Here is a 20,344-nt window from a genome sequence, read left to right as displayed (position 1 = left end):
TATTCTAATTTTATTATACGTTCTAAAAAATTAGAATGATACATTTTTTTAAAATGAAAAATACAAATCCGTTGTAACAGTTTATCTTTTTACATGAATTCTTCGTCCCACCCTCCACAATTTCGTATTTTCTGACAATATTATATAAAAAAAGCAAATGAGTATTGTCATAAATAGTAAAACAATATAGAATTTTCTTATAACCTCACGAAGAGGCAGGTGAAACGATGGAAATTACAAAGCATCTTTTCTTTAATCTATCGCTCTTGATCGTTATCTTGTTTGTTGTGCTTGTATGGGCGGAAAAAAGTTCTAAATTCCGATTTTCCAAAGCCTGCTCTTTTGTATGGCTTTTGTTCATGATCTGGATATGCTTTCAGTTTTCCTTTCAGACAAGCCCCCATTATTTTTTTGATTTACGATTGATACCTGTCATCATCGGCGGTTTATATGCCGGGCTCGGTCTCACATTGGCCGGGACTGTGATCTTGATGAGAAGTTTTTATGGAATAGAGCCTGGGTTTTATTCTAATATTCTTTTATATTTGCCCCTGGGAATTATTCTTTGGAAGCTCTATCCCTGGTTTTGGAAGCAGGTGCCCCGAAAAAGGATTCGCTTTTCGGTTTTCATTACCCTAATTTTAAGTGTACTGACGGTCATGGCAATGGAAATAAGCGCACCGCCACAAAACCGGTTCGATGCCTGGTTTGCCTATTTGATGATTCCGCCACTGGGTGTCTTTATGATTACATATGTATTTGAATTTACTAAAAGGAATCTGGATATGCGTGAGAATCTCGTCCGGGCCGAAAAACTTGAAGCTGTCGAGCAAATGGGTGCAGCCATCTCCCATGAAATACGCAATCCCCTGACAGCCGCTATCGGATTTGTTCAGCTTTTGCAGGAGCAGCGGCTGCCACCGCGAAAAAGGGTGGAATATTTAAGCATTGTGAAGGCTGAGCTGGAATCAGCGGAGCAGGTCATCCAGAACTATTTAACCTTTTCCAAGCCATCCTTAGATAAGATCGAGGAGATCAATGTAAAAAAAGAGCTCATGCAGGTATTGAATATATTAAAGCCGACAGCCAACCAGAATTCCGTCGAAGTCAATGCCCACTTTTCCCTCCTCGGATCGATTAAGGGGGATCGGCAAAAATTCCACCAATGTTTCTTGAATGTAATTAAAAATTCAATCGAGGCCATGCCGCGCGGCGGGCAATTATACATAGAAACGCACTACAGCAGCAGCCAGATCACCATCGAAATAAAAGACACCGGCGTAGGCATGACTCCCGAACAGCTTCAGCGCCTGGGAGAACCCTATTATTCTACTAAAGGCTCCAAAGGGACCGGCCTTGGAATGATGGTCGTATTCAGTATTGTAAGAGCCATGGATGGTAATGTCCGGGTCAAAAGCGAAGTCGATAAAGGAACTGTTTTCAGCTTTACTTTTCCGAATTATAAATCGGAACTACATAAGGATTAACAAAAAACAGCAGGGGCAACACTGCTGTTTTTCTTTTTTCCAGTTTTTATGGAACCTCCAGCCAGTACCCCTCGTCTAAGTGTTACCAACGAAAGGAGCATAAACATGCTGGTAAAAATAACAGACAATCAAGGGCCGCCCATTCAATCCGATACAGAGTCCAAAGAAGAGAAGCTTATTTGGCTCATGGATAAATATGGGGACATGGTTATCAGGGTTGCCTTCTCCTATTTAAAACAAAAGCAGCTGGCTGAAGACGTATCTCAGGAAGTTTTTATTAGCTGCTATCAGAACCTTGAAGGTTTTCAGAAGAAAGCTGCCTATAAAACCTGGCTTTACAGGATCACTGTCAACAAATGCAAGGATGTTTTAAAAAGCTGGTCTTATAAAAATTTATTTTATAAAGAATGGATTGGATCCCTGCTTGCAGACCGAATGGATTCTGTTGAAACTGAGCTGCTTCATATAGAAAACAAGGAGTATCTGTATAGCAGAGTTCTTAGGCTCCCTTTGAAAATGCGTGAAGTCATTATCCTTCACTATTATGAAGAACTAACGCTTGGCGAAATTTCCGACCTCCTGAGCATAAATATGAATACAGTCAAAACGCGGCTTCACCGGGCAAGAAATTCCTTAAAGGACGTTCTTTCAGAGAAGGGAGATGAACAGACATGACCAATCATTTTAAATACCCTGATAATCAAATTCGATTCGAGGATAGACAGAAAGAAAAGGTATTAAAAGCTGTAAGACCTAACTCATATTCTTTTCAAAAGAAAGAAAGAATAAGCCGGAAAAAGAAATGGGCTTACGCAGGTACAGCTGCAGCAGCTTTGTTCATTCTTTTTATCGGGACAGCTTATTTTTCTCCCGGAATGGCAAAGGTTGCCGCCAAGATTCCTTACTTCAGCGTATTTATAAAACAGGAAGAATACAAAAATGCTTTATATGATGTCATTAGTGATACTGCTAATAAGCATCGCTATGACTTAAGAAGAATGGATGCCTCCATCCCTGATAAAGAGTTAACCGTCTGGCTTGGAGGAACAAAGGAGGATGTAAACAGCATTAAAGGAGATGTAAAAAAAACCTTCAGTCACTCATTAAAAGATCATAACTTTGGTGCGTATGATATCAGAATAAAAAGGGACAAACATGATAACACGATACCAGAAGAAACCCCTGAAATGAAAAAGCAGCAAGCTGACAGCCTGGAGCTGGAACAAAAAATCATTAAAGCGCTTGAAGCGAATAATTACACGATGGCCTTCCCAGTTCAGGCCAGGATTAATGAAATTGAGAAATATATTTTTGTGGCTATTCCGAAGACCGAAAAAAGGACTGACGAGCTTAATAGTTTATTGAATTCCATTTCAAGTGAATATGGAAAGGGGTTCAAATTTGACATTAGACAGATTGATATGGAGGCCAGAGAACAGGAACAGCGATGGGATGAAGCCGGAGTCATTCACGTCATCGCAAGCGGCTTGATGGAAAACAAAGAATTCAAGGTAAAGGGGTTTTCATACTCTTTCCATCCTCTCCCGCTGCAAATCAAGGTGAAAACATCCGTGAAAGCAGATGACCCGGATGCAAAGGTGCTGGCAGAACGTATTGAAGAGGAAATCAAGAGCTTCTTACAAACACATGAAAAAGCAGAGGATATTCGAAATGACCCATATGAGCTGACGATCTTAAGTAAAGATAAAAAGAAAATAAATTAAAATATGTACAGGTAAGCTTTATTTAGAAGATGCCTCCCGTTTCGGGGAGGCTTTTATTTTTTCTCCCAGGAAAAGCCTGCGATTCCGCCTGTCTCTTTCATTATGATTCGATCTGCTCCGCCTCCAGATGCTTCGTGCAGTTATACAGCTCACAGTTCCACTTGCTTTCTTTTATTAACAGTTCTGTGATGGAAGTGTTCTTCGGCGGAGTGGAAAGGTCTGTATGCGGAACCAGTTCTCTTAACAGATGACGAATAAAGGCGCCATGGCTTACGATCAGCACGTTTTCACCCGGATGCTTTTCTGTAATCTCCTGCAGGAAACCAAGCCCTCTTTTTATAACACTTTCTTTCGGCTCGAAACCAAGGTCCATTTCACGCCAATTCTTGCCCCATTTTTCAAGGCGTTCGGCTTCGGTTGTGCCTTCAATCATCCCGCCGCCTACTTCTCTAATCCTCGGATCGAGGTGAAGGGGAATGGAGCCGATTTTCTCCTGGATTGCTACTGCCGTCTGCTTTGCCCTTAAGAGATTACTGGAGTAAATAACATCCCATTTTTCGCCGTTAACTCGTTCGGCCAGGCGTTCTGCCTCAGCCAAACCTTCTTCATGAAGGGGAATATCCGAGCTTCCCTGTGCCCGTCCCTCCTTATTCCAGGGTGTGATTCCGTGCCGGATTAATCCGATTCTTGTCATATGTAAAAACATCCTTTCTTTTGAATAGATTGTTATGAGTTGCCTTATCTAAGTAAAAGAGCGGTCTTTGCTCCCTATCTAATCTACTTTTCTCATGCTTGTAAAAGGATACCAGACAAATTCACTGACGCCGATGATGCGCTCTTTCTCAATAAAACCGAGCCCATTTCGGCTGTCCAGGCTGACAAGGCGGTTGTCCCCCATAACGTAATAGTGATTACTCGGAACCGTGAGAGGGCCGAAGTCACCGGTCAGTTTGCTGACAATTCCATCTGCTGCTTCGCGATTTTCGTCAAGGTAGTCTTCATTCCATTGCTGGCCGTTAATATACAGCTGGTCATTCTTCATTTCCAGTTCATCGCCAGGAAAGCCTATTAATCTCTTTACATAGTTCTTTTCATCGCCCCTGATGATGACAATATCGCCTCTGTTCAGTTCTTCAAATTTATTAACAAAGATTTTTTCCTCGTCATGAAGGGTCGGATCCATGGAGGCTCCTTCCACATAGTAGGGTGAAAAAAGAAAGACCCTGATGACCAGTGCAATTCCAAAGGCAATCAGAAGAGACTTGAGCCAGCTCGCTATTTCATGCTTATTCATGTGCTCCTCCAAAGCTTTCAGCACCCAGATACCGGTCTTTGATTAAGGTGCGGTGGTGAAGTTCATGTCCGGCAATGATATAGGCAATGGCCCGGGCAGTTACCCCAGTGCCGTTCGCATTTCCTCGCCCAAGCAGTGCTTCATCATCCAGGCTTTTCAGTAAAGAAATCGTATTTTGGCGAACCTGGGACAGCTGTGCTGAAAGCTCCCCAATGCTGAAGCGGTTGAATTTGCCATTCTTTACATACTGGTTATCATCATAGCCCGGCAGCTCAGCCATCTCCCCTCTTCCAATGCAAAGCAGGCGGTAGCTCATGATGCGTTCAGTATCTGTAATATGGCCGATCACTTCCTTAACCGTCCATTTTTCCGGAGCATAGCGGAAATGCGCCTGATCTTCATTCAGATCTTTGACCAGATTGATTGTCTCCTTCATTTGTTCATCAAGGATCTGCAGAAGATCCCCTTCCGGTACAGAGCTGACATATTTCTTATAATACGGTGCATACTCATCCAATCCAGGTTTCTTTAACATCTCGTTCCCTCCCATTCTATTCCCTTATTTTACTAAATTTTCATATAAAGAGCCAACTTCAGGTCTGAAAAAGCTCGCCCCTGATTGCTTTAACATACCGTTCGGCTGACCGCTGCACTGCAAGGTCTGCCTCTTTTTCTACCACTCTGTGAAACGCATTGTAAATCCGGTCAAATGACAGCGGTTTGATTTTGCCGGCCATCCTTTCAACCGTTTCAGCGGGAAGCGGAATGAGGTTCGGATAGCTGTACATGAAGCTGACCCATTCCCTGTCCGCAACGACCTGAATGATGTCGCCGGTAAGCATGACGCCTTTGCCCCCATTCCCCTTTTCCCAATGAAGGACAGCACCGCCTTTAAAATGGCCGCCGAGGCGGTGGATGACCAGGCCATCAAGAATTTTAAAACTTTCTCCGCTCCAGAAAATGATGTGGTCACTTTCCCTAATTACCCACTCCCTGTCGTCTTCATGGATATAGATCGGCGCATTAAATGCTTCCGCCCATTCAACTTGTGCTGAATAATAGTGAGGATGGGACAGTGCAATCGCGCTAATACCGCCCAGTTCTTTTATGGCTTCAATCGTGCACTCATCCAGGTAGGTGATGCAATCCCACATCAGATTAAAACCGTTTTGCTGAATAAGATAGGCTGTCTGGCCGATGGCAAATTCCGGAGCTGTTTTCAAGCTGTAAAGATTGGCTTCCTCCTGCTTTATTTCATTCATATAATTTTGGCTTTCCGTCATTTCATGTAAAGTAGTCCACTCCTGGCCGCCGGGTCTAACATACTGGCGCTCTTCCATGCAGATCGGGCAGCTTTCAGGCTGATGATCGCATGGTGGAAATTGCGTTCCGCACGTTTTGCATATATGTTTTTCCATAGATATTGCCTCCGTTTCTCATATTGGTTATATTAACCAGTTTACTATTGGAAACGTTCAGTTAAATCGCCGTTTCGGCTGAAAGCGGCTACAGCTTTAGACTGAGGACTTATACTTTAAGCTTAATGTGAAAACCTCAGTCAGCTTCAAGAAGTCATTCCAGCCGTCATTTTCATATAACTGAAACAACTGAGCCTGATCCGGTATAGCCAATTCATATTTGATCATAAAAAAACTCCTTAGTAAGGCAATGCTAATCCTATTCTGGCTCGGGGCGGAAGATTCCTCTTTCTTTTAACGATTATCCAGCATCGAGATACAGGCTTCTTCGTTATGTTCCGTATTCTCCGTTACAAACTCATATGTGGCAGCGTCCTCTTTTTCACAAAACTGAACGACATCTCCAAACCACTTCTTTTTACCATAGTAATAAATGATGTTCGGTTCATCCTTGAAAATGACATAATAGTGGGTATGGTAGAAGTCATGATTGATGTCCACCTTAGGTATGTTATAGCTGTGCTTTTGAAAATCACTTTTGCTATAGCCTGTTACATCCAGATGCGCCTTCACTTCAAGTGTTATCCACTTGTTCATGATCGGATTTCCATTATTCAATACATAAAGAAAAAGGGCGGGTGAAGTCAGAAATAACAAGCCCGCTATAATTAACAGTAATTTTTTCATGTATTTGACACTCCTATTTTCATCACAGTGTAATTTTACACTAATAAGAACTTAAAGTGGTAGTTTTTTCTTTTTGAAACTTTTTTGCATGCCACCCGTATTAGATACTAACGAACTTATTTTAGGAGAGATTCATAATGGGAAATATTTTTATTTTTTCACTGATTGCCGGACTGGCGATTTCGATCCTGCTGATTCCGTTCAGCTATAAACCGAAGGCGAAGGAAAAGGAAGGCAGGAAACTGGGAACCGGAATTATGGCCGCCACCGCCGCTGTATCTGTACTGCTTGTTTTTGCCGTGTACTATTTCACCAATCTGGACCGGAACTTAACCAGTTTGTGGCTGTTCGCGGTTATCGCTTCTGTAATCGGGGCTGTTTTTGCGACTGGCCGAGAGCGTATGATCAAAACGGGTGTGTTTGTCCTTAGTTTAGCTGCAGGGGCTTTCTTTCTGACAGCTTTCCTGTTTAATGCGGACGATAAGTATGAAAGTGCCAAAATGAAGGAAAAAACGGAGATTGAAACATTTGATGAAAAAGAAACACCGGCGAGCGTTCCGCCGAAGTTTGCGCGCAATAAGATGAAGAAGGCTTTCGGGCAGGTTCCGAACACGAGTTATTATGAACTTGGCAGCCTGCAGATCCAGAAAGTCAATGGAGAGTATGTTTATATTGCGCCTGTAGAGTTTTCGGGCTTTTTCAAATGGTGGAATGGGGATAAGACACCAGGCTATTTTACAATTAGCGCGACTGATTCCTCAGCTAATCCAAAATTCGTGAAGAGCGATATGGTGTACACACCATCTTCTTATTTTAATAAAAATATAGAGCGCCATATCCGGATGCAGTATCCGCAGGCCATCTTTTACGGAGATGTTCAGCTGGAAGTGGATGACGACGGAAAACCATTTTATATCCGTTCGTATGGAGAATTTATTTCGGCGAGAAATGGCTTTGACGTTAAAGGAGTGGTCATGGTTGACCCGCTGAGCGGACAGACGAAGTCTTATAAACTTGCGGATGTGCCGGCCTTTATTGATGGAGCAGTTTCCCCTGAAACGGTCAGCCTGCAGAACAGCTATTTCGGAAATTACGTCCATGGCTTCTGGAACAGCAAATTCGGAAAGTCAGATGTAAGGATTCCATCGGATGAGGGAACAGAAGCCAATGTGAGTCCAATTTTTGATGAAAATGGCGACATGTACTACTTCACTGATTTTACAAGTCCAAAAGAAGGCGTCGATTCGATGCTGGGCTATTCTCTGACAAATTCAAGGACGGGCAAAGCCACCTTCTTTACAGGCAATCTTGAGGAATCTTATATGGATTCGCAGGGTGCCCTCCAGATTATCGAGAAAAAATTCATCGAGAAGAAATGGAGCGGGGAAATGCCTGTTCTGTATAACTTCTACGGGGAAGCGAGCTGGCTGACGCCTGTGCTTGATGCCAACGGATTCCTGCAGAACTACTTCATTGTATCAGCTGCCAATCCGGAAATTTCCGCTTATGGAACGACGCCAAATGAAGCATTGCGTTTGTATAAAACTGCATTGCAGCGGGGCGGAGGCACAGTAGACGGTAGCTCGAAAGCAGAGGAAAAACAGATAGGCGGCACTGTGGTGCGGGTGTACAAGGAGAAATCCGGTGATTTCACGGTCGTATCATTCCTTCTGGACAACCGGCAAAGCTATGTGGTTTCATCCGAAACCGTGCCGATGGCCATTTATCTGCAGGAAGGTGATCAGGTCAGCGTTAACTATCTGGATACAGGTGAGGCATTCCTGCCTGTGAAGGAAATGAGCATTAAAGGATTGGAATAGATGCAAAAACACGATGAAAACTGTCTTCATCGTGTTTTTTATTACCCTGCTATGATATTCGCTGATTTAATGGCACTAGATAGCGTGGATTTGATGCTGACGTGATCAAAAGACAGTCCGAGCTGTACTGCTGTCTGGGCAATTTCCGGTCTTAAGCCGGAGATTGTAGTCTTTACACCGATCAGGCTTAGAGCTTCAATCAGCTGGAATAGCTGATGGGCTACCATTGTATCGATCATGACTACGCCTGAAAGGTCAAGGAACAGCTGGTTGACGCCTAATTTATTGCATTGCTGAAGTGTATTTTCAAGCATGATTTTCGCTCGTGCTGTATCAATATCCCCGACAAGCGGCAGAAGTGCGATATCTTCTGTCAATGAGATGACCGGGGAGCTGAGCTCAAGGATTAAAGCCTGCTGAGCCTGCAGCCTCTTCTGGGAATGGTTATTATACTCTTCCGTGAACCAGGTAACTACTTCCCCAATGGTTCTGATGATCATCCTGCGCCATAAGACGATTTGCTTGTCATCATATTGGCCCTGATTGGTTTCAAGGAACTGCTCAAGCAGGTTTAAATACTGTTCCTGAGTGTTAAAGAACTCCTTGAGGATCATCTCAAGAGGTGTGCGGAGATGTTCATCATCCTGCGCCACTTTGACAATCCAGACTTCCAAATCATTAAAGAACGCTTCTTCTTCTTTATTGAAGACTTCGGAGAACTGCTTGTGGAATTCATAATTTTGCTTTTTGACTTTTTCAATTACAGCGGGGTCTTCCGAGGTATAAATCCCGCCGCTTTCTTCTTTGTTCACATTTTTATACCATTCTTCTGTTAAGTCCCATGTTTTCTCAAGGAAAAATTGATATAGATCATGATTACGATGCATGCCCCGTCTCCCCTAACCCAACTGTTATTTCAATATTTTTATTTTAACCGAAGAGAAATAAAGTGTCATTTTTAAGCTCCTACCTATTTTCCGCCAAATTCCTGCTGTTTGCATACTGATAGTCTGCCCCCTGCCTTGGAAGCATTATGCTAAAGACTGAGGCGAATACCAGAAGAATGATGGATGCAATGAAAGAGCTGTCATAGCTGCCTGTCAGATCAAATAATACACCAGGAACGAATGAACCGAGAGCTGAACCCAGCTGATGGCTCAAATAAATCCAGCCGATTACGGCTCCTGCGGACAGATGTTTGAAATATTCTGCAGCCAGTTTCATGGTTGGTGCGACGGTGGCAAAATTGACAATCCCAAAGCTGATGGCAAACAGAATGAGCAGATGGGACTGAGTGACGAAAAAGCCAAACAATGACGCATCATTTACGATGATGAGCAGAAGAACAATGGTTAACGCCCGTACTCCATAGAGAAAGGCAAGGATTTTTCTGCAATTCCATTTGTCTGCGAGGAACCCCGAAATGACAGTTCCAAGAATATTAAAGCCGGCCAGCAGGCTGACAGCAGCTCCCGTTACACCAGGCGAAAATCCGCAATACTGGGCAAAGGGAATCAGATGAGTATCCATCAGGCCAGTAGTGGTGATTCCGCACACGAAAAACGGGAGCATGAGAAATAGGAATTCTTTCCGCTTTAAGAGCTGAAATATGGAAAGCGTTCCTTTTGGTGCTTCCTTTTTTCCCTGCCTCCCCTTTTGACTGTCACTCACGTTTGCCCCATAAGCATCGATTTGGAGATCTGCCGGGTTCGAGCGGATAAAGAGCAAAAGCAGCGGGAAAATGATTACAATCAAAAAGAAGCCGAGCACAAGTACGGTTGTCTTCCAGCCCAGCAGATCAATCAGGAATAAGGACAGCGGGACGAGAATAAGCTGTCCTGCGGCTGTGCCTGCAGACATCAGTCCCATTGCCATACCCTTTTTATCGGCAAACCAGGTCGCCACTGCCATCGTTCCTGCTACATTGGATGCACCGCCAAAGCCAACGGAGGCAATCACACCGTAGATAATCATCAGCTGGACGGGATTGGCGGTAAAAAAGGTCAGAATTGTTGAAAAGCCAATAACCAGTATACTGAAGGACAGAATATAACGGATGCCGTATTTATCAATCAGCCGTCCGACATACGGCTGTGAAATGGCAAAAACAATATAGCTGACAAAGGCTATAAACGATATAACACTGCGATTTGCGGAAAACTCATGCTCCCATGGCGCCATAAACGCGCCGAACGACAATCGGACACCCTGCGCGGCAAGCAAAGCCAAAAACGTCAGGACTAAAATTATCCACGCATAATGAACCTTTAAGCGCTTCACGATGTGAACCTTCTTTCCGGTGACAGGCACCTATACCAGTTGGTCCAAGTGGTATAGGTGCCTGTCACTTTTTAAAAATAATCATACCATATATTTTTTGTAACTTTCTAAATTATGTTTACCTTTCGCGTTTATTCAACAATTTACTTTTCAATCAAACGTTTGATTGAAATAACAAGAAGTACTTACATATCTGAATTTTTCCCGGGAAATAGCTGCAGAAATTGTCGTCTGCTCAGTAGGATTTTCGACAATAAATGAGAAAAAGCCATCCCTCTTATCGGAATGGCCTTTCCATTTATACTGCCTGCTTTTGCTGTTCCTGCTTCATTAATTTCATTTCACTGATGGCTTTCTTAGCCTTATTTTCATCAAATTCATTTTCACTCTTTGCTACAACCATTGTTGCGATTCCGTTTCCGATCAGGTTCACGATTGCTCTTCCTTCACTCATGAAGCGGTCTACGCCAAGAAGAAGCGCCAATCCTTCAAGAGGAATAACCTGAAGGGCGGCAAGCGTCGATGCCAATACGATAAATCCGCTGCCTGTTACACCCGCGGCACCTTTTGAAGTCAGCATGAGCACTAATAGAATGGTAACCTGCTGGCCTATTGTCAGATCTACTCCGAACACTTGTGCAAGGAATACAACCGCCATGGACAGATAGATGGATGTACCATCCAGGTTAAAAGAGTAACCTGTTGGAATGACCAGACCCACAACCGATTTGGAGCAGCCGATGCGCTCCATTTTATCCATCATTCTCGGAAGCACTGATTCTGAAGAACTTGTCCCTAATACGATTAGTATTTCATCTTTGATAAACTTTAGATAATTCCATAAGCTGAATCCGTACATTTTGCAGATAATATTTAGCACAACAAAGATAAATAAGAACATTGTCACGTACACGGAAATCATCAGTTTGCCAAGCGGAACAAGTGATGCCAGTCCGAAATGGCCAATTGTATAGGCCATCGCGCCAAAAGCACCAAGCGGAGCTGCCTTCATGACATAGCCGATAATTTTAAAGAAAACTAATGATAGCTTATCCAAAAACTCAATGACGATTTTGCCTTTGTCCCCAAGAGCCGCCAAACCGACACCAAATAGAACAGAAAAGAATAATACCTGCAGGATATCTCCTTTTGCAAAGGCATCTACCATGTTGGAAGGAACAATATGTGTCACAAACTCAATCCAATTGATGCCCTCTCCGCCATTGGCTGTGTACTGTGAAACATCTCCTTTTTCCAATTCATTAAAGTTCAGGCCTGCACCTGGTTTAATGACATTAACGACGATCAGACCGATCATTAAAGCAAGTGTAGTAACCACCTCAAAATAGATGAACGCTTTTCCGCCCACTTTGCCGACTTTTTTCATATCGCCCATTTTAGCGATTCCAAGGACGATGGTCAGGAAAATAATTGGGGCGATGACCATTTTGACTGCGTTGATAAAGGTGTCGCCGACCGGCTTCATTTCTTTTCCGACTTCCGGCCAAATCAGCCCGACCATAACACCGATAAAAATAGCCGTTAACACCTGAAAGGTTAGATTCTTATAAATCCGCTGCTTCTTCACTCTTATCTCAGCTCCCTTTTTCTAACTATTCGTTCTATTAGAAATGATAGCGTTTTCAGATAAAAGAGAGAAGTTTATGGTCATAACGGATGTTTTGTTCATTTTGGTCTCCGGGAATGCAGCTAAACGATGACATACCGATTCACAGGTCTGCCCACGCCTCCGTACTGCACATCCAGCCGGATCGCACCGCTTTTTTCAAGATAATCAAGATAGCGGCGGGCGGTGACTCTGGCAATGCCGATGCCGTTCGCAACTTCTTCGGCAGAGCGGGGTTCGGTCTGCTGTTTCATAAATACGGTAATTTCATTTAAAGTGAATTCATTCAGCCCTTTAGGCAATACGTTTTCTTCTTTCTTCGCCTGCTTGGCATAAAGCAGAGCATCGAGCTGCTCCTGTGACAGAGTGCCCGCTTCCTTCAGGCTTTCCCTGTAATGGCGGTATTTTTCGAGGGCCTGCTGAATCCTGTTCAGCTTAAAGGGCTTGATAATATAATCCCTGGCGCCGTTTTGAAGCATCAGCTTAATGGTTTCCTTATCCTTTGCGGCGGATACGACAATGACATCAGAAACAAGGTTTTGCTTCCGGAATTCCTGCAGGGTTTGGATTCCATTTTTTTTCGGCATGAAAATATCCAAAATCACAAGGTCAGGCTGCAGCTCTTTCGCCAGGGCAATGCCTTCCTCCCCATTCCCGGCCGCAGCGATGATCGTAAATCCGGGCACACTTGCAATAAATTCCTTATTCACTTCCTGGACCATTGGATCATCTTCAATCAGCAGCACACTGATTTCTTCTTTAACCGCCATATGTTTCTCCCTCCGCTTCCATCGGAAAAACGATTGTAAAAGAGGTTCCTTCATCCCTGTGTGTTGAAACCTCGATCGCTCCCCCGCCTTTTTCTGCAATTTGTTTGACAAGGTAAAGCCCGTAGCCTGTCCCGCCAGATTTATTGGCGGTAAATCCTTTTTCATATATTTTCGGCAATATCGCTTCCTCTATCCCGCTGCCGTTATCTTCCACCAGCACCGCACAAATCTCCACGGTCTGTTCAATGCTGATGTCAATTTTTCGATCTTCCCGGTCACTATGCTCAAAGGCACCGAAAGCATTTTCAATCAGATTCCCCAGAAGCAGAACAAAATCATGATGATCCAGCCGCTCCGGGAACTCCTCTAGGCTGCTCTTTGGATCGATGACCACCGAGATGCCCAATTCCTTTCCACGCCTTACTTTGCTTAATAAAAGCCCTGCAATGGCATCGTTCCTGATTTTATCGCTGAGGAAATTCGAGAGGTTTTCCTGCTCTTCAGATGCATCAAACGTCAGCTGGAGTGCTTTGTCAGCTTTCCCGAGCTGAATCAATCCCGCAATGGTGTGAAGCTTGTTCATATGTTCATGGTTCTGCACCCTGAGCGCCTCAACAAAGCTTTTTACACCGGTCAGCTCTTCTGCAAGCTTCGTAACTTCCGTGCGGTCCTGGAAGATGGCCACAGCTCCGATCTTCTCATTGTCTTTCCGGATGGGAATTCTGGTGCTCAGGATGACCTTGCCGCTTACAATGATCTGTTCATTATAGACGGCTCGATTACTTTCTACAATTTCCGGAAGCCTTGTGTCTTTTAGCACGTCTCTGATTTTTTTGCCTGCGACTTTGCCTGATACATTAAAAATTTTCTTTGCCTTTTCATTGAAAATCGTAATGTTTTCCTGGTTATCGATTGCAATTACGCCTTCATTGATCGAGTGGAAAGTGGCTGTCCTTTCCTCCAGCATCCGTTTGATTTCATGGGGCTCCAGCTGGAACATCTGCTTTTTAATATGATTGGCGAGCATTAAAGAACCGATCAGTCCAAATATGAGCGTCAAAAGCACAATGATGCTGATCTCATTTGCCAGATCTGTGATAATCTCCGTAATCGAAGGGATCTTATTGCCGACAACAACCACACCGATTTGATTGAGGCTTTCATCTTTAATCGGTATGAATGCGCGTATAAAGGTGCCGACGTCTCCCTCAGCCTTGGAAAAATAGATATGCTCGGCAAAAGCAGGTTTCTCATCCTCACCTGATGAAGGCCTGCCGATCAGCTCCCGAACCGGATGGGAATAGCGGATACGCTCCATATTCATGATAACGATATAGTCGGTTTCATTGATAATCCGGATTTCCTCAGCAACTTTGTTAACCGTCTTCCAGCCCTGCGGCTGCAGGATTCCTTTTTTCACATCTGACAGCTCTGCCACCGTTCTGGCCGTATTCATCGAGCGTATCCTCAGTTCTTTTTCTTCCTGCTCCTGGATGTTTGCAATCACGACCATTCCGCCAATCAATAAAGAAAAAATAACGACTGCATAAGACAATATGGTAATCTTCCAGCGGATGGGCAGCTGATTCACAAAGGGTCCCTCCCTTCTGTCTTTACGGATAGAATTCTTGTAAGTATGATAACATTAATAGTTTTAAAAAGGAGGATTCAAATGAAAAGCTATGTTCTCCTTGCCGGCATGGTTTTGCTGCTGGCTGCCTTCTTTGGCTATCGAAGCTTTTTTCCGGTGGAAGAGATTCCCTACGATGATGACCAGGAAGGGCTTAAGGATCAAATTGTCTTCAAATTCAGCCATGTGGTAGCTGAAAATACGCCGAAGGGCCTTGCCGCTCAAAGGTTTGCAGAGCTTGTCGCCGAAAAATCGGATGGCCATATAAAAATAGAAGTGTTCCCAAACGGCAGCCTCTATTCTGATATTGAAGAAATTAATGCGCTTAAGGAAGGACAGGTTCACTTTATTGCCCCTTCCACCTCTAAGCTTGGGATGCTTTCCCCAAAGTGGGCTGTGCTGGATTTGCCTTTTGCCTTCCCATCGCGCAAAGCGGCTCTGGAAGGCCTGAATGGGGATATCGGTGAGCAGCTGCTGGATTCTCTTCAGGGGGACGGCATTAAAGGGCTCGCCCACTGGCCAAATGGATTTAAGCAGCTCACCACGAATAAAGGGCCCATTCAAAAACCCGAGGATCTGAAAGGGCAATCCTTCCGTATCATGCAAAGTGATGTGATATCGGCCCAATTCAGCCGCCTGAAGGCAAAGGCTATTCAGGATTCCTTCAATTCCACATACAAGCTGCTGGAAGAAGGTGAAGTGGATGGAGAAGAAAACACAGTTTCCAATATCTACTCTAAGAAATTTTATAACCTGCAAAAGCATATGACAATCAGCAATCATGGCTATCTGGGATATGCGGTGATGATGAGCGGGAAGGTCTGGAATGAGCAGAGTGAGGAAACAAAGAAGATTCTGCTTGAGGCAATGGAAGAAACAACTGAATGGAACAGCCGGATGGCTTTTGACATGAACGAAGATTTGCTTGAAAAAATCAGGCAGAATTCCTCCATTCAGATTCATGAACTTACACCGGAAGAAAAACAGGAATGGCAAGCTGTGCTGGATCCCATCTATGAAGACTTTTCACAGGATATCGGGAAGAATCTGGTGGAAGAGATGAAGGAACTGCGGGGTAAATATGAATGAAAAGGTGACAGGCACCAATACCAGTTGGCTGAAGTGGTATAGGTGCCTGTCACCCCTTTTTTACAGCTTCTGTATGAATGCTACCTTAAGGTAGTCTCCTTCTTTGAATTCCTTAATGGTGCGGAAGTCTTCAGGAAGGGTGAATTCCTCAAGAATTTTGTAGCGGTCCCCAGTCTGTGCGAATGCTTTTTTGATAAAGTCTTTGAATTTTTTCATGTTGAATGTGCTGCAGTTGGATGAGGCCACAATGATTCCGTTTTTTTCTGTAATCTGAATGGCCTGCGCAAGCAATTCCGGATAATCTTTTCTGGCGCTGAAAGTATGCTTTTTGGAACGGGCAAAGCTTGGAGGGTCCAGGATGACCATATCAAATGTCAGCTGCTTCCGGACAGCATATTTGAAGTAGTTGAACACATCTTCCACAATGATATCCTGTGCCTCAAAATCAATGCCGTTGACGCTGAACATTTCAATGGTTTTGCTTTTGCTGCGGTTGGCAAGGTCGACACTGGTTGTTTTCACTGCCCCCCCTAATGCGGCAGCAGCTGAAAAAGCGCCTGTATAAGAGAACGTATTCAGGACCGTTTTTCCTTTTGCATACTTGTCCCTGATCGTCTTCCGGACATGCCTCTGATCAAGGAATACACCTACCATGGCGCCATCATTCAGATAAATGGGAAAGCTGATTCCATTCTCCTTCACCATCAGCGGAACAGAGGCCCGCTCTCCTGCCGCAAAATCATCGTCCTCTATATAAGTGCCTTTTACAGCAAACCGTTTCTTTTCATACAATCCTTTTACATCAGCACTGTTCATGAATGCCTGAATCACCGTATCCCTGAACGTATAAATGCCTTCACTGTACCAGCTGATCACATAAAAGCCATCATAATAATCAATCGTGATGCCTCCGATTCCGTCTCCTTCTCCATTAAAAACCCGAAAAGCGGTTGTATCGGGATCACGGAATAGAGCTTCCCGTCTCCTTAACGCTTCTTGGAATTTCTTCGCAAAAAATGCTTCATCAAAGGTTTCCTGAGGATTTCGCGACAGTATCCAGCCCCTGCCTTTATTCTGCTTTCCATAATATCCTTTACCTATAAACCGGCCGCTCTCGTCAGTCAGCTCAATGACCGCACCCTCTTTGATGCCATTCGGAATCCGCTGCACCGACTCCTCCGTCACAAGCGGATAGCCCTCCCTAAAACTATTCATATATTTAGAAGCCGCGATTAATTTGATAGCATTACTCATAAATTCACCCAATCATTTTGTTAGTATAGCTATCATTGTAACATTAAAAGTGACAGGTACCTATACCACTTGGATGAAGTGGTATAGGTGCCTGTCACCATCTCTTCACTGACGGGCAGCAGCTGCCGCTGTTTCTTTCAGCATGGTTCCATTCTTTGCAAAGTCTGTGTGCCAGGAGAGTGCCTTTTCCAGTACGTGCGGTGTTTGGCCGCCTCTTGTGAGAGCTTCCCGGTAATAGCCGCGAAGCTGGTCGCGGTACAGCGGGTGTGCGCAATTTTCGATGATCAACTCCACGCGCTGTCTTGGAGCCAGCCCCCGCAGGTCTGCAAAGCCCTGTTCTGTTACAATGACATCTACATCATGCTCGGTGTGGTCGACATGGGAGACGAATGGGACGATGCTTGAAATCTTGCCGTCTTTGGCAATAGACTTCGTCACGAAGATCGCCAGTCGCGCATTTCTGGCAAAATCGCCGGATCCGCCGATGCCATTCATCATTTTCGTTCCAAGGACATGGGTGGAGTTCACGTTTCCATAAATATCAAGCTCCAGTGCTGTATTGATCGAAATCAAGCCGAGGCGGCGGATGATTTCAGGATGGTTGGAAATCTCCTGAGGACGCATGATTAAGCGGTCCCTGTACCGGTCAAAGTTCGTGAAAACCTCTTTCATCTTTTCATCTGATAATGTGATAGAACAGCAGGAAGCAAAGTTCACCTTTCCGGCATCCATCAAATCAAATACGGCATCCTGAAGCACTTCTGAATAGACTTCCAGATTCTCAAACTCAGAGTCAAGCATTCCATGAAGCACGGCATTCGCCACAGACCCAATCCCCGACTGCAGCGGTGCCAGGCTATTTGTCAGCCTTCCTGCTGCAATTTCCCCGCGGAGAAACTGAAGCAGATGCTGTGCCATGATGGCGGTTTCTTCATCCGGCGGCACGATCGTCGAAGGCGAGTCCTGCTGATTCGTGAATACGATTCCCCTCACCTTATCCAGATCCACATTAATTCCTGGAGCGCCGATACGGTCGTCCGCTTTCGTCAGCGGGATCGGATTACGCTCCCCCTGCCTGCCAGGTTCATATAAATCATGCAATCCTTCCAGCTGTGTGGATTGGGCCAAATTGATTTCAACAATAATATGTCTCGCATTTTCAGCGAAAGACAGTGAGTTTCCGATAGAAGTAGACGGAATGATCAGCCCGTCCTCCGAGATAGAAACCGCTTCCAAAATAGCGAAATCAATAGGATCCATGACATTAGCGCGGATAAGCTCTGCCGTGTGGGATAAATGCTGATCGACAAATAGAAAATCCCCCTGGTTAATCCCTTTTCTCATGGTCGGATCGGCCTGAAATGGCAGCCTTTTTCCCAAAATCCCTGCTTCCGCAAAAAGCTTATCCACATCAGATCCCAAAGAAGCGCCCGTGTAGACATTCACTTTAAAACTCTCATGTTTGGCACGGTCTGCGAGCGCAAATGGTACCGCTTTCACATCACCTGCACGTGTAAAGCCGCTTAGCCCCAGAGTCATGCCATCCTGAATCCAGGATGCTGCTTCTTCAGGTGTAACTACCCGGTCATGCAGGCGGCTATCGCGAATCCGTTCTAAATGTTTCTCCATGATGCTCATCCCCTTTATCAAGATATATGTAATCATTTTACCTGGATAAAGAGGGAGCCAGGATTTTTCCGATTAACTTACGGAAAATTCCGATAAAACAGCGAATTTCACCACTGAAACAGAAAGAATTTTCTAAAAACCGAGTAATTTCCTGAAATAGCTGGAATAGGACTGGCTGACAGGCACCCGGTCCCCATTTTTCATGACGAGGAGAAAGGTGGAATGGGTATCAGGAAAGATTTCCTTGATATGATTAACATTTACAATGAATGAGCGGTGGCAGCGGATGAAACTGTCCTTAGGCAGCGAATACTCAAAATCCTGCAGCGAGTATTTATGGGTGCCTGAATGGCCGCCTGTATGTACATAGGTCTTCTTATCCTTTGCCTCCAGGCATACAACCTCGGAAAAAGGAATCGGAATCCAGCCATCATTCGTTTTCATCGTCACAACCGATTTGCCGTCCGTCAAAGCCGGGAAAATCGCCGTTACACAGCCTTCAAGCTTCCCTTCATGCAAAAATGGCACAGCCATGCCGTGATACGGAACACCGAACACTTCACGGTCTATGAACTCCGACACCCTTTGCTGTGTCCCTAAAGCCTTATAGGCGATGGTCCCTTCCTTTACCATGTCCCCCGGCCTGATTTTCAAATCGATGCGCTTGCTCGGCCTGTAATAAATATATTCACTCGTATTGGAAACCGCTATGGAAATCTCATCGGAAAACAGCTCCCCAATTACATCCAGCAGCGATACAACTGTAATGCTTTCCACGTTCTTTTCAGCACCTTTCATGATGATTGCTTTTTCTTATTTTACAAGTTTTCGGAGGGGGATTCACTTAATTTCTTATCATTGCCGAAAAGGCACCGGCATAGAATAGAGAAGGTTATGGGGTAAAGGAGGATGCTCGTATGCTGATTCGCCATCAGATGGTGGAGAAAAAAGATGTCCGGTTTTGTGATGAAACCTTTAATTTGCAACAGGCACTGCAGTTTTTAAATGAAACTGGCTACCGCTGTGTCCCTATACTGGATGCGGCACATACAAAGTTTGTCGGCAATATTTATAAGGTTGATATTTTAGAATACAAGGAGAATCATTCTTTGGATGAGCCGATTACGGCACTGGCTAAAGACCAGCAGACCATAATTGATGAGGATGACTCCTTCATGAAAGCCTTTTTCACGCTGAAGAGATATCCTTATCTTCCGGTTGAAAATGACCAGGGGCATTTTGTCGGATTACTGACACATGCGGCCGTACTGGAGCTGCTGGAGGAAGCGTGGGGACTGAACCGCGGAAGCTATACGCTGACTGTAGGCAGCTATGGCACACAGGGAACATTGAAAAAGATAAGCAGTATTATCAGTAAGTACAGCGATATCCAGGGAGTCATCTCATTGGATTCATCCAACTTCCATGTCAGTCTGATCCGCCGTATCCTCTTTACATTGCCGAAGGATACGACTGAAGAAACTTTAGATAAAATCAAGAAAGAACTGGACATAAATGGATTCCGGGTGATCGGAGTCGAGTGTCATAATGGAGAATGCTGATAAAGTGAAACTTCAATCAGTGGGGGTTTTCCTTATCCCCACTGATTGTTAGTCGCGTTCTAGTGTCGCTAAG

The 20,344-nt window shown here is 44.5% G+C and carries 20 protein-coding genes; 6 read left to right on the top strand and 14 right to left on the bottom strand.

Annotated elements, in window-relative coordinates; translation table 11 throughout:
• The first annotated feature begins 227 nt into the window (after positions 1-227).
• The 3 genes from CE058_RS02215 to CE058_RS02205 all read left to right on the top strand — a co-directional run bounded on the left by CE058_RS02215 (position 228) and on the right by CE058_RS02205 (position 3,211).
• Complete coding sequence (locus CE058_RS02215) at positions 228-1,487, top strand: ATP-binding protein (protein WP_163140019.1); 1,260 nt, start codon at positions 228-230, stop codon at positions 1,485-1,487.
• 105 nt (positions 1,488-1,592) lie between these two features.
• Positions 1,593-2,162: a sigma-70 family RNA polymerase sigma factor gene (locus tag CE058_RS02210; RefSeq protein ID WP_163140017.1), complete on the top strand. Its 570-nt coding sequence runs from the start codon at positions 1,593-1,595 to the stop codon at positions 2,160-2,162.
• Positions 2,159-3,211 carry a DUF4179 domain-containing protein gene (locus CE058_RS02205; RefSeq protein ID WP_163140015.1) on the top strand — a complete coding sequence of 351 codons (1,053 nt, stop codon included), beginning with the start codon at positions 2,159-2,161 and terminating at the stop codon, positions 3,209-3,211. Before CE058_RS02210 ends, CE058_RS02205 begins: the two co-directional genes overlap by 4 nt.
• Positions 3,212-3,311: 100 nt before the next feature.
• Here the strand turns inward: CE058_RS02205 and CE058_RS02200 are convergent, their stop codons facing one another.
• The 6 genes from CE058_RS02200 to CE058_RS02175 form a co-directional block, all read right to left on the bottom strand.
• Complete coding sequence (locus tag CE058_RS02200; protein WP_163140013.1) at positions 3,312-3,905, bottom strand: histidine phosphatase family protein; 594 nt, start codon at positions 3,903-3,905, stop codon at positions 3,312-3,314.
• Between the two features lie 78 nt (positions 3,906-3,983).
• Complete coding sequence (lepB, locus tag CE058_RS02195; RefSeq protein ID WP_163140011.1) at positions 3,984-4,505, bottom strand: signal peptidase I; 522 nt, start codon at positions 4,503-4,505, stop codon at positions 3,984-3,986.
• Entirely contained in the window at positions 4,498-5,040 is a 543-nt protein-coding gene (locus tag CE058_RS02190) for a DinB family protein (protein WP_048010542.1), read from the bottom strand. The genes lepB and CE058_RS02190 overlap by 8 nt, the downstream gene beginning before the upstream one ends.
• Positions 5,041-5,098: 58 nt before the next feature.
• Positions 5,099-5,923, bottom strand: a complete 825-nt coding sequence (locus CE058_RS02185) for an MBL fold metallo-hydrolase (RefSeq protein ID WP_163140009.1) — start codon at positions 5,921-5,923, stop codon at positions 5,099-5,101.
• Positions 5,924-6,019: 96 nt separating this feature from the next.
• Complete coding sequence (locus CE058_RS02180; RefSeq protein ID WP_276570955.1) at positions 6,020-6,151, bottom strand: hypothetical protein; 132 nt, start codon at positions 6,149-6,151, stop codon at positions 6,020-6,022.
• A gap of 66 nt (positions 6,152-6,217) precedes the next feature.
• The gene (locus tag CE058_RS02175) at positions 6,218-6,610 is read right to left on the bottom strand and encodes a DUF3139 domain-containing protein (protein WP_163140007.1); all 393 of its coding nucleotides are present in this window, start codon (positions 6,608-6,610) and stop codon (positions 6,218-6,220) included.
• A 137-nt stretch (positions 6,611-6,747) separates the two neighbouring features.
• Here CE058_RS02175 and CE058_RS02170 point away from each other — a divergent pair, with 137 nt between their 5' ends.
• Positions 6,748-8,430 carry a hypothetical protein gene (locus CE058_RS02170; RefSeq protein WP_163140005.1) on the top strand — a complete coding sequence of 561 codons (1,683 nt, stop codon included), beginning with the start codon at positions 6,748-6,750 and terminating at the stop codon, positions 8,428-8,430.
• A 41-nt stretch (positions 8,431-8,471) separates the two neighbouring features.
• On the opposite strand, the gene CE058_RS02165 is transcribed toward CE058_RS02170, so the two are convergent.
• The 5 genes from CE058_RS02165 to CE058_RS02145 form a co-directional block, all read right to left on the bottom strand.
• Complete coding sequence (locus tag CE058_RS02165) at positions 8,472-9,317, bottom strand: STAS domain-containing protein (protein WP_163140003.1); 846 nt, start codon at positions 9,315-9,317, stop codon at positions 8,472-8,474.
• 79 nt (positions 9,318-9,396) lie between these two features.
• Complete coding sequence (locus CE058_RS02160; RefSeq protein WP_163140001.1) at positions 9,397-10,710, bottom strand: MFS transporter; 1,314 nt, start codon at positions 10,708-10,710, stop codon at positions 9,397-9,399.
• 298 nt (positions 10,711-11,008) lie between these two features.
• Positions 11,009-12,298, bottom strand: a complete 1,290-nt coding sequence (gene dctP / locus CE058_RS02155; protein WP_163139999.1) for a C4-dicarboxylate transporter DctP — start codon at positions 12,296-12,298, stop codon at positions 11,009-11,011.
• A gap of 122 nt (positions 12,299-12,420) precedes the next feature.
• Positions 12,421-13,107 carry a response regulator gene (locus tag CE058_RS02150; protein ID WP_163139997.1) on the bottom strand — a complete coding sequence of 229 codons (687 nt, stop codon included), beginning with the start codon at positions 13,105-13,107 and terminating at the stop codon, positions 12,421-12,423.
• Positions 13,097-14,698, bottom strand: coding sequence for an ATP-binding protein (locus CE058_RS02145; RefSeq protein WP_163139996.1), 1,602 nt, complete (start codon positions 14,696-14,698; stop codon positions 13,097-13,099). Before CE058_RS02145 ends, CE058_RS02150 begins: the two co-directional genes overlap by 11 nt.
• 81 nt (positions 14,699-14,779) lie before the next feature.
• Between CE058_RS02145 and CE058_RS02140 the strand changes: the two genes are divergently transcribed.
• Positions 14,780-15,826 carry a TRAP transporter substrate-binding protein gene (locus CE058_RS02140; RefSeq protein ID WP_163139995.1) on the top strand — a complete coding sequence of 349 codons (1,047 nt, stop codon included), beginning with the start codon at positions 14,780-14,782 and terminating at the stop codon, positions 15,824-15,826.
• Positions 15,827-15,886: 60 nt separating this feature from the next.
• On the opposite strand, the gene CE058_RS02135 is transcribed toward CE058_RS02140, so the two are convergent.
• From CE058_RS02135 to CE058_RS02125, 3 genes are all read right to left on the bottom strand, one after another.
• Positions 15,887-17,080 (bottom strand): class I SAM-dependent rRNA methyltransferase, encoded by a 1,194-nt coding sequence (locus tag CE058_RS02135; protein WP_163139992.1) that lies wholly within the window; start codon positions 17,078-17,080, stop codon positions 15,887-15,889.
• A 105-nt stretch (positions 17,081-17,185) separates the two neighbouring features.
• Positions 17,186-18,709 carry a succinyl-CoA:acetate CoA-transferase ScpC gene (locus CE058_RS02130; RefSeq protein ID WP_163139990.1) on the bottom strand — a complete coding sequence of 508 codons (1,524 nt, stop codon included), beginning with the start codon at positions 18,707-18,709 and terminating at the stop codon, positions 17,186-17,188.
• Positions 18,710-18,841: 132 nt separating this feature from the next.
• A complete protein-coding gene (locus CE058_RS02125) occupies positions 18,842-19,507 on the bottom strand; it encodes a LytTR family DNA-binding domain-containing protein (protein WP_206763087.1) in 666 nt (221 codons plus the stop codon).
• Between the two features lie 119 nt (positions 19,508-19,626).
• Here CE058_RS02125 and cbpA point away from each other — a divergent pair, with 119 nt between their 5' ends.
• Positions 19,627-20,271 carry a cyclic di-AMP binding protein CbpA gene (gene cbpA / locus CE058_RS02120; RefSeq protein WP_163139988.1) on the top strand — a complete coding sequence of 215 codons (645 nt, stop codon included), beginning with the start codon at positions 19,627-19,629 and terminating at the stop codon, positions 20,269-20,271.
• Positions 20,272-20,344 lie beyond the last annotated feature (73 nt).

Source organism: Bacillus sp. 22-7 (assembly GCF_010628845.1).
In the GTDB taxonomy this organism is placed as follows: Bacteria; Bacillota; Bacilli; order Bacillales; family Cytobacillaceae; genus Cytobacillus; species Cytobacillus firmus_B.
This window is presented reverse-complemented; position numbering and strand designations above follow the sequence as displayed.

Excerpts from the sequence above, each read along its gene's own strand:
- CE058_RS02125 (WP_206763087.1), bottom strand. The coding sequence starts at position 19,507 with ATGAAAGGTGCTGAAAAGAACGTGGAAAGCATTACAGTTGTATCGCTG.
- CE058_RS02180 (WP_276570955.1), bottom strand. The coding sequence starts at position 6,151 with ATGATCAAATATGAATTGGCTATACCGGATCAGGCTCAGTTGTTTCAG.
- CE058_RS02215 (WP_163140019.1), top strand. The coding sequence starts at position 228 with ATGGAAATTACAAAGCATCTTTTCTTTAATCTATCGCTCTTGATCGTT.
- CE058_RS02170 (WP_163140005.1), top strand. The coding sequence starts at position 6,748 with ATGGGAAATATTTTTATTTTTTCACTGATTGCCGGACTGGCGATTTCG.
- cbpA (WP_163139988.1), top strand. The coding sequence starts at position 19,627 with ATGCTGATTCGCCATCAGATGGTGGAGAAAAAAGATGTCCGGTTTTGT.
- CE058_RS02185 (WP_163140009.1), bottom strand. The coding sequence starts at position 5,923 with ATGGAAAAACATATATGCAAAACGTGCGGAACGCAATTTCCACCATGC.
- CE058_RS02190 (WP_048010542.1), bottom strand. The coding sequence starts at position 5,040 with ATGTTAAAGAAACCTGGATTGGATGAGTATGCACCGTATTATAAGAAA.
- CE058_RS02150 (WP_163139997.1), bottom strand. The coding sequence starts at position 13,107 with ATGGCGGTTAAAGAAGAAATCAGTGTGCTGCTGATTGAAGATGATCCA.
- CE058_RS02140 (WP_163139995.1), top strand. The coding sequence starts at position 14,780 with ATGAAAAGCTATGTTCTCCTTGCCGGCATGGTTTTGCTGCTGGCTGCC.
- CE058_RS02200 (WP_163140013.1), bottom strand. The coding sequence starts at position 3,905 with ATGACAAGAATCGGATTAATCCGGCACGGAATCACACCCTGGAATAAG.
- CE058_RS02165 (WP_163140003.1), bottom strand. The coding sequence starts at position 9,317 with ATGCATCGTAATCATGATCTATATCAATTTTTCCTTGAGAAAACATGG.
- CE058_RS02210 (WP_163140017.1), top strand. The coding sequence starts at position 1,593 with ATGCTGGTAAAAATAACAGACAATCAAGGGCCGCCCATTCAATCCGAT.
- CE058_RS02130 (WP_163139990.1), bottom strand. The coding sequence starts at position 18,709 with ATGGAGAAACATTTAGAACGGATTCGCGATAGCCGCCTGCATGACCGG.
- lepB (WP_163140011.1), bottom strand. The coding sequence starts at position 4,505 with ATGAATAAGCATGAAATAGCGAGCTGGCTCAAGTCTCTTCTGATTGCC.
- CE058_RS02205 (WP_163140015.1), top strand. The coding sequence starts at position 2,159 with ATGACCAATCATTTTAAATACCCTGATAATCAAATTCGATTCGAGGAT.
- CE058_RS02135 (WP_163139992.1), bottom strand. The coding sequence starts at position 17,080 with ATGAGTAATGCTATCAAATTAATCGCGGCTTCTAAATATATGAATAGT.
- CE058_RS02175 (WP_163140007.1), bottom strand. The coding sequence starts at position 6,610 with ATGAAAAAATTACTGTTAATTATAGCGGGCTTGTTATTTCTGACTTCA.